We start from the raw sequence: 12,863 nt of genomic DNA, 5'->3' as shown, positions 1-12,863 counted from the left end.
CCTCCTGTTGGTTGTTTATATTGCGTCTGTTTGTCGATTTATTCACCTCCTGTTTTTAATTAAGGTCAGTGCGTGAAACTCATCGAGGAGAAACGTATGAAAATAGGCATTATCGGCGCAGGCTTTGTTGGCCGGGCGATTGCAAAACTGGCGATTCAGGCGGGACATCAGGTGATGCTCAGCAACTCGCGCGATCCACGAACGCTGTTCAGCCTGAAGCCGATGATTGGCTGTGAAACCGGCACCGCCACCGAGGCCGCAGAGTTCGGCGACGTGGCGGTGATTGCCGTGCCGCTCACGGCAACGGAACAACTTCCGGCCACAGAATTGCGGGGAAAAATCGTGCTTGATGCGGTCAATTACTATCCCGACCGCGATGGCGAAATTGAAGAGCTGCTCAATGGCCGCATCAGCACCAGTGAACGGCTTGCCCGCCTGCTTCCTGACAGCCGCGTCACCAAGGCATTCAATGCTATCCGCATGACCGATCTTGAAACGCAGGGCCTGCCGCCGGGCGATGCCAACCGGCAGGCGTTACCGCTGGCGGGGGATGATAGCGAAGGGAAAGCGACCGCCACGGCATTATATGAAGTTTTTGGATTTGATGCGGTGGATGCGGGAGCATTAGCGGAAGGCTGGCGTTTCGAGCGTGCGACGCCCGCCTATTGCGTAGCCCTGAACAGAGAGCAACTCACCAGGACACTGAAAGAGACGACCCGGCACTCCGCATAAACAGGGCATCAGCGCAGAATAAAGCCGCTGAAACCGCATCTTCCAGACGGAGACCAAACGTAAAGCGATGGAAGCCTGCCCTGAGCCTGAACACCGGTCACAAAAAAGGCCGCTTGCGCGGCCTTTTCTTTTACTGCATTCATTGCGCTTAGCGCCGCTTAATCAACATAAACATACTGATAGCGAAGAACGCAAAACTCGGCAGAATCGCCCCCAGAATCGGCGGCAGACCGTAAACCAGACTCAGCGGACCGAAAATCTGGTCCAGCACGTAGAACAGGAAACCAAAGCTGATACCGGTTACCACACGCACACCCATCGACACGCTACGCAGCGGACCAAAGATAAACGACAGCGCCATCAGCATCATCACCGCCACCGACAGCGGCTGGAAGATTTTGCTCCACATATTCAGCTGATAACGTCCCGATTCCTGGCCGCTCTGCTTCAGATATTTGCTGTAGCTATGCAGACCGCGAATCGATAACGCGTCAGGATCCAGCGCAACCACACCCAGCTTGTCCGGCGTCAGATTGGTTTTCCACTCGCCACTCAGACTCTGTGAACCGGTAATCTGCTTAGGATCGGTCAGGTTAGACTCATCAACCTGCGACAGTATCCAGCGCTTCTTAGCCGCATCCCAGGTCGCCGTCGCCGCGTAACGCACACTCTGCAGACGACGCTGATCGTTAAAGCTGTAGATGCTCACGCCATCAATTTCGTTGTCGCCTTTAATGCGCTCGATAAAGATAAAGCTATTGCCATCTTTCGCCCACAGACCGTTCTGCGTCGACACAAGTGCGCCACCGTAAAGCTGCTGCGCCCGGTAGTTACGCGCCATCTGCTCGCCCGAGGGCGCAACAAACTCGCCAATCGCCATGGTCAGCAACACCAGCGGAATCGCCGTTTTCATCACTGACAGCGCAACCTGCATGCGGGTAAAGCCCGCCGCCTGCATCACCACCAGTTCACTGCGCTGCGCCAGCGCGCCCAGTCCCAGCAGTGCGCCCAACAGAGCCGCCATCGGGAAAAAGATCTCAATATCTTTCGGTACGCTAAGAAGCGTGTAGTAACCGGCGCTCAGCGCGTTGTAGCTGCCCTGTCCGGTCTTGCGCAGCTGATCGACGAACTTGATGATGCCGGAAAGCGACACCAGCATGAACAGCGTCAGCATAATGGTATTGAAAATGGTTTTACCGATATAGCGGTCAAGTACGCGAAACATCAGACCGACCCTCCGCGGGTAAAGCGGGCGCGAATCCGACGCATCGGCACCGTATCCCACAGGTTAAGGAGCACCGCCAGCACCAGATAGCTGATATTCACCACCCACATCCAGAGCGCCGGATCGAGCCGCCCTTTCGCGCCGCTCGACTTCAGCGAGCTCTGCAACAGGAAGAAAATCAGATAGAGCATCATGGCGGGCAGCATCGACAGCACGCGCCCCTGACGTGGGTTCACCACGCTGAGCGGCACCACCATCAGCGCCATCACCAGCACCGAGAACACCAGCGTCAGACGCCAGTGCAGCTCGGCCTGAAACTCAGGTGTCTTATTCGCGAACAGGTCGGTCAGGCTTGCCTGTTCTGCATCGTTAGGATCGAGCGTTGCCGCTTTATAGCCTACGATGGCCTGATAATTGGTGAAGTCGGTGATACGGAAATCACGCAGCAGAGCGGTGCCCTCAAAACGGGTGCCTTTATCCAGCGTCACCACCTGCGAGCCATCTTTATGCTGCTCCATGTGACCGCTGTCAGCCAGCACCACCGACGGTCGCGCGTTACCCTTTGGCCGTAACTGCGCCAGGAACACGTTACCAAAGTTGTTGCCCTTCACATCCTCGACAAACAGTACGGCGCTGCCGTCACTGGAGGTCTGGAACTGTCCGGCGGCCATTGCTGCCGCGCCCGGGTTCGCTTTGGCGTTCTGCGTCACCTCATCCTGATAGCGGGATGACCATGGCCCCAGCCAGATGACGTTCACGGCCGCCACTATCGAGGTAAACAGCATCAGCACCATCGCTGCTTTCACCAGGACGGTCTTACTCAGGCCGCAGGCATGCATCACGGTAATTTCACTTTCCGTGTAGAGCCGCCCCAGCGTCATCAGGATCGCCAGAAACAGACTTAAGGGCAGTATAAGTTGTGCCATTTGAGGCACACCGAGTCCTAACAAGGTCAGAACGAGGTTTGTCGGCACTTCGCCATCCACCGCGGCACCCAGGATCCTGACTAACTTCTGACAAAAGAAGATGAGTAGCAGGATAAACAGGATAGCCAGCTGGCTTTTGAGCGTTTCCCGAACCAGATATCTAATGATGATCACGCTTAGTACGCCTGTGAAAACTTGTCTTTTTGCAGGAAAATCGCTAGTTTCAACGCTTATCAGCCATTTTTCTTCATCAATGGCCGTCGCCGTAGCTAAATTTGTATGAAAAACGCGTCCGGGTGGTGAAAAAACAACATCTTGTCACCCTGATTCATTATGACCTCCAGCAGCAGAATGTCATGCTGCGACGATGAATAAATGGGTCATGAGCGCGCTACATTCTAGCGGCAGCAGCGGCCGTTGTCTTTAAGATTCAGGAGAGTGCATGGAGTTCAGTGTAAAAAGCGGAAGCCCGGAAAAACAGCGCAGTGCCTGCATTGTCGTTGGCGTTTTCGAACCGCGTCGTCTGTCACCGATTGCCGAGCAACTGGATAAAATCAGCGACGGCTACATCAGCGCCCTGCTGCGCCGCGGCGAGCTGGAAGGAAAAGTGGGCCAGACACTGCTGCTGCATCATGTGCCAAATATCCTGTCCGAGCGTATTCTGCTGATTGGCTGCGGTAAAGAGCGTGAGCTGGATGAACGCCAGTACAAGCAGGTCATTCAGAAAACCATTAACACGCTCAACGACACCGGCTCAATGGAAGCGGTCTGCTTCCTGACCGAGCTGCATGTCAAAGGCCGCAACACCTACTGGAAAGTGCGTCAGGCAGTAGAGACCTCCAAAGAGGCGCTCTACAACTTTGACCAGCTGAAAAGTAACAAAGCGGAACCACGTCGTCCGCTGCGCAAGCTGGTCTTTAACGTGCCGACCCGCCGTGAACTGACCAGCGGCGAACGGGCGATCCAGCATGGATTAGCAGTCGCGGCCGGTATGAAAGCGGCTAAAGATCTCGGCAACATGCCACCTAATATCTGTAACGCCGCCTATCTGGCGTCACAGGCGCGTCAGCTGGCGGATGCCTTCAGCAAAAATGTCACCACCCGCGTCATCGGCGAACAGCAGATGAAAGAGCTGGGCATGAACGCCTATCTCGCTGTCGGGGCCGGTTCGCAAAACGAATCGCTGATGTCGGTAATTGAGTACAAAGGCAATCCGGATGCGGAAGCACGTCCGATTGTGCTGGTGGGCAAAGGGCTGACCTTTGACTCCGGCGGCATCTCCATCAAGCCTGCCGACAGCATGGACGAAATGAAGTATGACATGTGCGGCGCGGCCGCCGTCTATGGCGTGATGCGTATGGTGGCAGAGCTGAATCTGCCGCTGAACGTGGTTGGCGTGCTGGCGGGCTGTGAAAACATGCCGGATGGCCGGTCGATGCGTCCGGGCGACGTGCTGACCACCATGTCTGGCCAGACGGTTGAGGTGCTGAACACCGATGCCGAAGGCCGCCTGGTCCTGTGCGATGCGCTGACCTATGTTGAACGTTTCGATCCGGAAGTGGTGATTGACGTCGCGACGCTGACCGGTGCCTGCGTGATTGCGCTGGGTCATCACATCAGCGGCCTGCTGTCGAACCACAATCCGCTGGCGCATGAGCTGATCAGCGCCTCGGAGCAGTCAGGCGATCGCGCCTGGCGTCTGCCGATGGCGGATGAGTTCCAGGAGCAGCTGGAGTCCAACTTTGCCGATATGGCGAACATTGGTGGCCGTCCCGGCGGCGCGATTACCGCCGCCTGCTTCCTGGCACGCTTTGCCCGCAAATATAACTGGGCACACCTGGATATCGCCGGTACCGCCTGGCGCTCCGGCAAGGCCAAAGGCGCCACCGGACGTCCGGTGCCGATGCTGTCGCAATTTCTGTTGAATCGGGCAGGATTGAACGGCGACGATTAAGCGCCCTCTTTTCTGACAGCAAGGGCGGATATCATTCCGCCCTTGATCTTCTGATGAGCAAACCGATGAAAAACGCAACCTTCTACGTGCTGGAAACCGATGCAACGAGCGATGGCCTTAGCGCCGTTGAAGCGCTGGTGTGCAATCTGGCGGAAACACGCTGGCGGGCCGGAAAGCGGGTGTTGATCGCCTGCGAAGATGAACAGCAAGCCATTCGTCTCGACGAAGCGCTGTGGCAACGACCGGCAAACGCCTTCGTGCCGCATAACCTGGCGGGTGAAGGCCCGCGCTACGGTGCGCCGGTTGAGCTGGCATGGCCACAGCGTCGCGGCAGTTCACCGCGCGACCTGCTGATTAGCCTGCTGCCCCACTTCGCAGATTTTGCTACTGCTTTCCATGAAGTGATAGACTTCGTTCCTTACGAAGACACGCTCAAACAACTGGCGCGCGACCGCTATAAAGCGTATCGCAGCGTTGGATTCCAATTGAATACGGCAGCGCCACCACAGCCGCAAACGACATAGCAGAAATGGAAAAGACATATAACCCGCAAGATATCGAGCAGCCGCTTTACGAGCATTGGGAAAAGCAGGGCTACTTCAAACCGAATGGCGATACCAGCCAGGAAAGCTTTTGCATCATGATCCCGCCGCCGAACGTCACCGGTAGCTTGCACATGGGTCACGCCTTCCAGCAAACCATCATGGACACCATGATCCGTTACCAGCGCATGCAGGGGAAAAATACCCTGTGGCAGGCCGGTACTGACCACGCGGGCATCGCCACGCAGATGGTAGTTGAGCGCAAAATTGCGGCTGAAGAGGGCAAGACGCGCCAGGACTATGGCCGTGATGCGTTCATCGACAAAATCTGGCAGTGGAAAGCAGAGTCCGGCGGCACCATCACCCGCCAGATGCGCCGTCTGGGCAACTCCGTCGACTGGGAGCGCGAGCGCTTCACCATGGACGATGGCCTTTCCAACGCCGTGAAAGAGGTGTTTGTTCGCCTCTATAAAGAGAACCTGATCTACCGTGGCAAACGCCTGGTGAACTGGGATCCAAAACTGCGTACCGCAATCTCCGATTTGGAAGTGGAAAACCGCGAGAGCAAAGGCTCGATGTGGCATATCCGCTATCCACTGGCTGACGGCGCAAAAACCGCCGACGGCAAAGATTACCTGGTGGTCGCCACCACGCGTCCGGAAACCCTGCTGGGTGATACCGGCGTCGCCGTTAACCCGGAAGATCCACGTTACAAAGATCTGATCGGCAAATTTGTGATGCTGCCGCTGGTTGGCCGCCTGATCCCTATCGTTGGCGACGAACATGCCGACATGGAAAAAGGCACCGGCTGCGTCAAGATCACCCCGGCGCATGACTTCAACGACTATGAAGTCGGCCGTCGTCACAAACTGCCGATGATCAACATCCTGACCTTCGACGGCGATATCCGCGACCGTGCTCAGGTGTATGACACCAATGGCGAAGCCAGCGATGCCTGTTCCGATGAGATCCCGGCGGCTTTCCAGAACATGGAACGCTTCGCGGCGCGCAAAGCGATTGTTGCCGCTGTCGATGAACTCGGCCTGCTTGAAGAGATCAAACCCCACGATCTGACCGTGCCTTACGGCGACCGTGGCGGCGTGGTTATCGAGCCGATGCTGACTGACCAGTGGTATGTGCGTACCGCACCGCTGGCGAAAGTCGCGGTTGAAGCCGTTGAAAACGGCGACATCCAGTTTGTACCGAAGCAGTACGAAAACATGTACTTCTCCTGGATGCGCGATATTCAGGACTGGTGTATCTCCCGTCAGCTCTGGTGGGGTCACCGCATCCCGGCGTGGTATGACGACAACGGTAACGTCTATGTCGGTCGCACCGAAGACGAAGTGCGGGCTGAGAACAACCTGGCCGCCGACGTCGCGTTGCGTCAGGATGATGACGTGCTGGATACCTGGTTCTCCTCAGGTCTGTGGACCTTCTCCACCCTGGGCTGGCCGGAAAACACCGAAGCGCTGCGTACTTTCCATCCGACCAGCGTGCTGGTCAGCGGCTTCGACATCATCTTCTTCTGGATTGCCCGCATGATCATGCTGACCATGCACTTCATCAAAGATGAAAACGGCAAACCACAGGTACCGTTTAAAACCGTCTACATGACCGGTCTGATCCGTGATGAAGAAGGTCAGAAGATGTCGAAATCCAAGGGCAACGTGATTGACCCGCTGGATATGGTCGACGGCATTTCACTGGAAGCGCTGCTGGAAAAACGCACCGGCAACATGATGCAGCCACAGCTGGCGGAGAAAATCCGCAAACGTACCGAGAAGCAGTTCCCGGACGGCATCGAGCCATCAGGCACCGATGCGCTGCGTTTCACCCTGGCGGCGCTGGCCTCTACCGGTCGCGACATCAACTGGGACATGAAGCGACTGGAAGGCTATCGCAACTTCTGTAACAAGCTGTGGAACGCCAGCCGCTTTGTGCTGATGAACACCGAAGAGCAGGATTGCGGACAGAATGGCGGCGAAATGACGCTGTCGCTGGCAGATCGCTGGATCCTGACCGAGTTCAACAACACGGTGAAAGCGTACCGTGAAGCGCTGGATAGCTACCGTTTCGATATCGCGGCTAACCTGCTGTATGACTTCACCTGGAACCAGTTCTGCGACTGGTATCTGGAGCTGACCAAGCCGGTCATGAACAGCGGCAGTGAATCTGAACTGCGTGGCACCCGTCATACGCTGGTTCACGTACTGGAAGCGCTGCTGCGTCTGGCGCATCCGATCATTCCGTTTATCACTGAAACCATCTGGCAGCGCGTGAAGGGGCTGAAAAATATCAGCGACGACACCATCATGCTGCAGCCTTTCCCGCAGTACGATGCGGCGAAAGAAGATGCCGAAGCGAAAGCGGACATCGAGTGGATGAAGCAGGCGATCGTGGCGGTGCGTAATATCCGTGCCGAGATGAACATCGCACTGAGCAAGCCGCTGGATGTGCTGCTGCGTGACTGCTCGCCTGCGGCACTGCGTCGCGTTGAAGCTAACCGCAACTTCCTGTCGCGCCTGGCGCGTCTGGAAAGCCTGACCATTCTGCCTGCGGGCGAGAAAGGTCCGGTGTCTGTGACCAAACTGGTTGAAGGCGCAGAGCTGCTGATCCCGATGGCGGATCTGGTGGATAAAACCGCTGAGCTGGAGCGTCTGGCGAAAGAGCTGGTTAAGCTGGATGTGGAAATCGAGAAGATCGAGACCAAGCTGGCGAACGAAGGCTTTGTTTCGCGCGCCCCGGAAGCGGTGGTGGCGAAAGAGCGCGAACGCGTAGCGGACCTGCAACAATCAAAAGCAAAACTGATTGAACAGCAGGCGGTCATTGCGGCGCTCTGATTGATTCCTCGCGCTGAAAAAACCCCGCGCTCTCGCGCGGGGTTTTTTATATCATTTTTTCGATGACACCCTTCCCGTCCTTGTTTCAGCAGCAAGATGATCATGACTCTTTTCTAATACAGACAGGCATCTTTTTTCCGGGTCACTTTCTGACGTTAACTGAGTAAGCGCCGTGCGGGCTTTTAAAAAGTACGCATCTGTTTCATCCGGAGTCGGCTCAATAAATGGCATGCCGCATAGCTTATTAACATTGCCTTGATTAACGTATTTCATTACCGCGCCAGGATTTTCAGGTAAGGCATAGGCCATCGCGATGTCCAGACCTTCCTGAAAAGAGGTTGCGCCTAAGAATGGCGATCGATTAAGAATGGGGTAAAGTTCAATCCAGCGTGTCCGGCCCTGAGAAAGATATTCTGTTATCTTGTCATAATCAGCATCTGAAAGTGAACTGCTGTCGTTATTGCGGGATGCCGTAATCACTTTATCTGACAAAACATGTTCTGCAGAATTGAACCTTCCTGATGAACAGGAGACGGAAAACAATGCTAATAGCAAAATAATGAGCCATTTCATTTCACTATTAACTCCCTGTCGCCGCTATCCGCAATACTTTTTCTTACATTGAAAGACGCGACAATACAGCCATTCGAAGCGGTACCAAAGCCGTTATCTCCATGAATAAGAAATCCGGCGCGACCACACATATTGTTACCCGCATAAGGTATAAGACGGAGAACAAACCGTCCGGCTGTAGGATGCTTTGCCATAGGACTGGCAATCTTATACTTTCCTGCTGGCAAAGGACCTTTGTTCACCTCACATGCTAATGCAGGATCGTCTTTATATCCTTCAGCCCCGGCATATAACGCATCGAATTTATAGACACCATCTCGTGTAAAAGATCGCTTTCTGACGTCATAGACCCATGTCATACACGCTCCTTAAAATGACTCACAGAATTGCTGCGCCATTGATAGTTGAATTATGTGCGTTCCTTCCATGAATCGGAGTGCTGAATATTGCCATCACAGTATTTCCAGGTGATTTTTTCGTAGCGCAGCGTTACTGACTCAAGATGGTTCATATTTTCAATGGATTTGATGTTATGCATGAGTGGATTAACCGACACCACTTTCACTCCTTCAATGAACATATTGAAGTACTCCTCTTCCTGGCCAGCGTGATTAATACGGTACCATTTTATTTCAGCTGACCTGAGTGTTTGCCCGGAGGAGACTGCTTTATAGAGATAAGGGCTGGATGAGTCGAATTCTTTTTCGAATTCTAATGCACTATGAACACGCGTCCCTGTGAGTTTACCGGTGTGAGGATCGACCGGTATGCTCAAACCATGCATGAAACTAAGTACTTCAATACTTCCTTCTCGATGTTGGACGTCAACTGATCCTTTGATATCTGCGCCACCATCATCTTTCAGCCATAGGTAAGCTGGAATTGCCATGAAATCAATCCTTTAATTAGCGTTAAAGGTATTAACTTACAGGAGTAGCAGTCAGCATTTTTGATTCACATCAATTAAGACAAACAAATTGATTGTGAAGTAATCAGCACTATTAAGACCAGAAGATAGAAACAATTCCTTATTACTGAACATAGTAAGGTATAAATGATAAAACAGATTTTCAAGTGACATTAAAAAACATGACGCTTTTAAAGCCTCCCTGCATTGTCAGGAATATTGCTTTTACATGACGATAATGTTACTTCTGGTAAATGTCTAACCGATTTACATAGCTCAACTCCCACATGATTTCTGACTCTCAGCACCTCCAGGTGCGGCCGATTACTGCCGCCGATAATCCGCATATCGCCCAGGTGATCCGCGACGTTTCCGCGGAGTTCGGCCTGACGGCTGACAAGGGCTACACCGTTTCCGATCCGCAGCTCGACCAGCTGTTTGAGCTCTACAGTGCCGAACAGAGCGCCTACTGGATTGTTGAGTATCAGGGCAAGGTGGTCGGCGGCGGCGGTGTTGCGCCGCTCGCCTGCAGCGCGCCCGATATCTGCGAACTGCAAAAGATGTACTTTCTACCAGAGGTGCGCGGTCAGGGTCTGGCTCGCGAACTGGCGCTGCGGGCGATAGAACATGCACGCAGCCACGGTTTCCGTCGCTGCTATCTGGAAACCACCGCCAGCCTGACGCGGGCTATTAAACTTTATGAGTCACTCGGCTTTGAGCATATCGATAGCGCGATGGGCTGCACAGGCCATGTCGACTGCGAAGTGCGTATGTTGCGGAAGTTATAAGCCGCGCTCTACGTAACTCATATCGTTGATGGATTCAATCACGAACTCTCCGCTGTCGGTATAGCGCAGCCGGGTTACGCTCGCATTGTCCAGCGTCTGGTTTAACGACGTATCGCCAAGCGCCTGCAGTAGCGCTGTAATCGCCAGGCCATGCGTGACCACCAGAACGTTACCGCCGCCCTGCTGCCGGGCCTGCTGCGCTATCTCAGTCAGACTATCGACCATTCGCTTCGCAACCTGCTGGTAGCTTTCGGCCATGCCTGCTGATTTAATGCCTCTCAGTGCCGGCGTGCCTGACGCTTCCGCCTGCCGGATAGCGTCTATGATCCTGTCGACATGAACCTTGCCTTTGCCATAGGCCTCCATTAGCGCCGTATCGGATGCAAATCCCAACTGATGGGCGGCATCGTTCAACATATTATTATTCAGATCGCCCTCATACAGGCCAAAGCCCACTTCCCGCAATTCCCGGCGTTCGTTCAGCGGCAGCGGCGTTTTCCATGCCTGCATCACAAGCTGCGCGGTTTCTCTCGCTCTGCCAGCATCGCTGGACCAGACGGCGATAAACGGGATCGTCTGCAGACCGCGTCCCAGCTTTTGCGCCACCTCTACCCCCGCTGGCGTTAGCGGAGTATCTGCCCATCCCTGCGCGCGATGCACCGTGTTGAACATCGTTTTACCATGCCGCGTAACGTAGAGAGTGACATCGGCGGCAAAGGCTTCGCCTGCGACAGCCCCAACCACAATAAGAATCAGCAACGCTTTAAAAATTCTTTTCATCGTATTTTCCTTATCTGAACAGATTTAATTTATATTCAACCGCGATCTCTGCAGAAAGGCTGGGAGAACGCATATATTTCCCTTGCGCATTAAAAACCGGGGTTTCTTTATTATTCTTATATGACCAGCCATAACCGAATAGCGTAAAGACCGATAAATCCTTCAGGACCGGATGGGGTTCGATGAAGCGGTTTATGAGCGCGACTTCCCCCGAACGTATACGCGTATTACGATAATTAAACTGTCCATAGTTAATCTGAAATCCGCTAAAAATGCCTTTTGAAATTTCAAATTCCGTCTGCGACACCAGCGCCAGTTCTTTATCACGGGTATAATCTTTTCCGGCAGAGGTCAGGGCGTTGAAACGCCCACGGGTATTTTTTGTCAGCGGGCGCACATAATATCCCACCGCATTATGTTTGGGTGCCGAAGTCCAGGCGGCAGCGAATTTCTGTGTCCATCTGTCGTTAATCCAGTCTGCTTCACCGACATAGTGCCACGCGTGGTTATCGTACGATCTTTTGCTGGCCGCCATGCTTTTATAATTTTCCAGCCCCTGACTGCCATAAATTTGAGAGGACAAGCGCCAGTCCGGCGAGAGCGAATAATTCGCTTCGATAACATGACGCCGCTGGTAGGCTTCCGCTTCGCCAAATGCGTAGGCGAGACGTCCGCGATCACCGGTATAGCTCAGTGCGCCGGTATAGATCGCATTAATTTTTCGTCGGTCCTGGGTTTGCAGGGCAAGACTCTCCGGCGAGTCGTGGCGAAGCGTTTTGGTCACGTAAGCCAAATCCAGCCGTATCTTCTGCACGTTCAGCGCGCCGCTATAGCCTGAGTAACTGTTGCGTGACAAGCGGTCCGTGGTGGTCAGCACGCCGATGTTTTTTAACTCCTGCCAGCCCGCTTTTCCTTTAAATCCCGCATTCGCGTCCCCCAGCTTCACTTTCAGATAGCGTTCACCAAACTTGCTGAAGCCGTGCGCGTCAGCTTTTTGCTGATGACCGCCGCTGTCGTAAAGCAGGCCGCGCGTGGCAAAGTAGTCGCTGGCTCCCAGCCTGATCGCTCGGGTATAGGTTGCATCGAAACCCAGCCAGTCCCACTGATAGCCGGAAAGAAAATTCAGGCTTGCCGCCTGTCCCCAGGCATTATGAACAGCGGCAGGCTGCGCTTCATTTTCCTTGAGATACTTCCAGTGATTACGCAGTCTGAGATCGAGTTGCGAATCACGCAGGAAAGCATTGTCAGAGAACGATAATGCGTCGGAAAAGTCAGCCCATGCGCCAGGTGGCTGCAAAAACAGTAAAATAAATAACGGAATACCGCGCTTTCCCCTCATGTTAATGACTCCTTCCATTAAATGCTTATTAGCAAAACTGGCCGGGCGAAAAAAGTCGCTGATTCTTTTCCCCGGCTATAGCCGGTGCAAAAAAAAACCTGATTCACAACCCTCTCTGGCAAAGAGGCGTTATGAATCAGGTTTTGCTTGAAAAATAACAATCCTAATCCGGCAAGAACACTATAGTTATTCCGCAAAGAAAAAACAGAAGAGATAAAATATTTTGTGAGGGGTCACTCAAATTATATTTTTCG

Annotated in this window: 12 protein-coding genes; 5 read left to right on the top strand and 7 right to left on the bottom strand. The window is 53.8% G+C overall.

Going from position 1 to position 12,863, the window contains the following annotated elements; all coding sequences use genetic code 11:
* Window positions 1–96: 96 nt before the first annotated feature.
* Window positions 97–732 (top strand): NADPH-dependent F420 reductase, encoded by a 636-nt coding sequence (locus tag HFD94_RS11565; RefSeq protein ID WP_122889227.1) that lies wholly within the window; start codon window positions 97–99, stop codon window positions 730–732.
* Window positions 733–880: 148 nt separating this feature from the next.
* On the opposite strand, the gene lptG is transcribed toward HFD94_RS11565, so the two are convergent.
* Together lptG and lptF are read right to left on the bottom strand one after the other, a co-directional pair.
* Window positions 881–1,957, bottom strand: coding sequence for an LPS export ABC transporter permease LptG (lptG, locus tag HFD94_RS11560; RefSeq protein ID WP_010251648.1), 1,077 nt, complete (start codon window positions 1,955–1,957; stop codon window positions 881–883).
* Window positions 1,957–3,057 carry an LPS export ABC transporter permease LptF gene (gene lptF / locus HFD94_RS11555; RefSeq protein WP_122889226.1) on the bottom strand — a complete coding sequence of 367 codons (1,101 nt, stop codon included), beginning with the start codon at window positions 3,055–3,057 and terminating at the stop codon, window positions 1,957–1,959. Before lptF ends, lptG begins: the two co-directional genes overlap by 1 nt.
* Before the next feature lie 268 nt (window positions 3,058–3,325).
* On the opposite strand from lptF, the gene pepA reads away from it, so the two are divergent.
* The 3 genes from pepA (at window position 3,326) to HFD94_RS11540 (ending at window position 8,222) form a co-directional block, all read left to right on the top strand.
* On the top strand, window positions 3,326–4,837 hold the full coding sequence (gene pepA, locus HFD94_RS11550; RefSeq protein WP_010251654.1) for a leucyl aminopeptidase: 1,512 nt from the start codon (window positions 3,326–3,328) through the stop codon (window positions 4,835–4,837).
* Between the two features lie 65 nt (window positions 4,838–4,902).
* The gene (locus HFD94_RS11545) at window positions 4,903–5,361 is read left to right on the top strand and encodes a DNA polymerase III subunit chi (RefSeq protein WP_010251657.1); all 459 of its coding nucleotides are present in this window, start codon (window positions 4,903–4,905) and stop codon (window positions 5,359–5,361) included.
* A 5-nt stretch (window positions 5,362–5,366) separates the two neighbouring features.
* Window positions 5,367–8,222 (top strand): valine--tRNA ligase, encoded by a 2,856-nt coding sequence (locus tag HFD94_RS11540; protein WP_010671782.1) that lies wholly within the window; start codon window positions 5,367–5,369, stop codon window positions 8,220–8,222.
* Between the two features lie 51 nt (window positions 8,223–8,273).
* Here the strand turns inward: HFD94_RS11540 and HFD94_RS11535 are convergent, their stop codons facing one another.
* From HFD94_RS11535 to HFD94_RS11525, 3 genes are read right to left on the bottom strand one after another with little or no spacing between them, the layout of a single operon-like run.
* Window positions 8,274–8,795, bottom strand: a complete 522-nt coding sequence (locus tag HFD94_RS11535) for a hypothetical protein (RefSeq protein WP_122889225.1) — start codon at window positions 8,793–8,795, stop codon at window positions 8,274–8,276.
* Complete coding sequence (locus HFD94_RS11530) at window positions 8,792–9,154, bottom strand: tlde1 domain-containing protein (RefSeq protein WP_010671784.1); 363 nt, start codon at window positions 9,152–9,154, stop codon at window positions 8,792–8,794. Before HFD94_RS11530 ends, HFD94_RS11535 begins: the two co-directional genes overlap by 4 nt.
* Window positions 9,155–9,204: 50 nt before the next feature.
* The gene (locus tag HFD94_RS11525; protein WP_010671785.1) at window positions 9,205–9,684 is read right to left on the bottom strand and encodes an Hcp family type VI secretion system effector; all 480 of its coding nucleotides are present in this window, start codon (window positions 9,682–9,684) and stop codon (window positions 9,205–9,207) included.
* Between the two features lie 305 nt (window positions 9,685–9,989).
* Here HFD94_RS11525 and HFD94_RS11520 point away from each other — a divergent pair, with 305 nt between their 5' ends.
* A complete protein-coding gene (locus tag HFD94_RS11520) occupies window positions 9,990–10,490 on the top strand; it encodes a GNAT family N-acetyltransferase (protein WP_010671786.1) in 501 nt (166 codons plus the stop codon).
* Here HFD94_RS11520 and HFD94_RS11515 read toward each other — a convergent pair.
* Together HFD94_RS11515 and HFD94_RS11510 are read right to left on the bottom strand one after the other, a co-directional pair.
* Window positions 10,485–11,270 (bottom strand): histidine phosphatase family protein, encoded by a 786-nt coding sequence (locus HFD94_RS11515; RefSeq protein ID WP_010251666.1) that lies wholly within the window; start codon window positions 11,268–11,270, stop codon window positions 10,485–10,487. The genes HFD94_RS11520 and HFD94_RS11515 overlap by 6 nt on opposite strands.
* Window positions 11,271–11,280: 10 nt before the next feature.
* On the bottom strand, window positions 11,281–12,609 hold the full coding sequence (locus HFD94_RS11510; protein WP_122889222.1) for a hypothetical protein: 1,329 nt from the start codon (window positions 12,607–12,609) through the stop codon (window positions 11,281–11,283).
* Window positions 12,610–12,863 lie beyond the last annotated feature (254 nt).

This window comes from Pantoea sp. EKM20T (assembly GCF_011800485.1).
GTDB lineage: Bacteria > Pseudomonadota > Gammaproteobacteria > Enterobacterales > Enterobacteriaceae > Pantoea > Pantoea agglomerans.
Note: the sequence above shows the minus strand (reverse complement) of the source record. Positions and strands in the feature narration are given on the sequence as shown.

Bases quoted from the DNA above. Each gene is read 5' to 3' on its own strand.
- HFD94_RS11565 (WP_122889227.1), top strand. From the start codon at position 97: ATGAAAATAGGCATTATCGGCGCAGGCTTTGTTGGCCGGGCGATTGCA.
- lptG (WP_010251648.1), bottom strand. From the start codon at position 1,957: ATGTTTCGCGTACTTGACCGCTATATCGGTAAAACCATTTTCAATACC.
- pepA (WP_010251654.1), top strand. From the start codon at position 3,326: ATGGAGTTCAGTGTAAAAAGCGGAAGCCCGGAAAAACAGCGCAGTGCC.
- HFD94_RS11545 (WP_010251657.1), top strand. From the start codon at position 4,903: ATGAAAAACGCAACCTTCTACGTGCTGGAAACCGATGCAACGAGCGAT.
- HFD94_RS11540 (WP_010671782.1), top strand. From the start codon at position 5,367: ATGGAAAAGACATATAACCCGCAAGATATCGAGCAGCCGCTTTACGAG.
- HFD94_RS11535 (WP_122889225.1), bottom strand. From the start codon at position 8,795: ATGAAATGGCTCATTATTTTGCTATTAGCATTGTTTTCCGTCTCCTGT.
- HFD94_RS11530 (WP_010671784.1), bottom strand. From the start codon at position 9,154: ATGACATGGGTCTATGACGTCAGAAAGCGATCTTTTACACGAGATGGT.
- HFD94_RS11525 (WP_010671785.1), bottom strand. From the start codon at position 9,684: ATGGCAATTCCAGCTTACCTATGGCTGAAAGATGATGGTGGCGCAGAT.
- HFD94_RS11520 (WP_010671786.1), top strand. From the start codon at position 9,990: ATGATTTCTGACTCTCAGCACCTCCAGGTGCGGCCGATTACTGCCGCC.
- HFD94_RS11515 (WP_010251666.1), bottom strand. From the start codon at position 11,270: ATGAAAAGAATTTTTAAAGCGTTGCTGATTCTTATTGTGGTTGGGGCT.
- HFD94_RS11510 (WP_122889222.1), bottom strand. From the start codon at position 12,609: ATGAGGGGAAAGCGCGGTATTCCGTTATTTATTTTACTGTTTTTGCAG.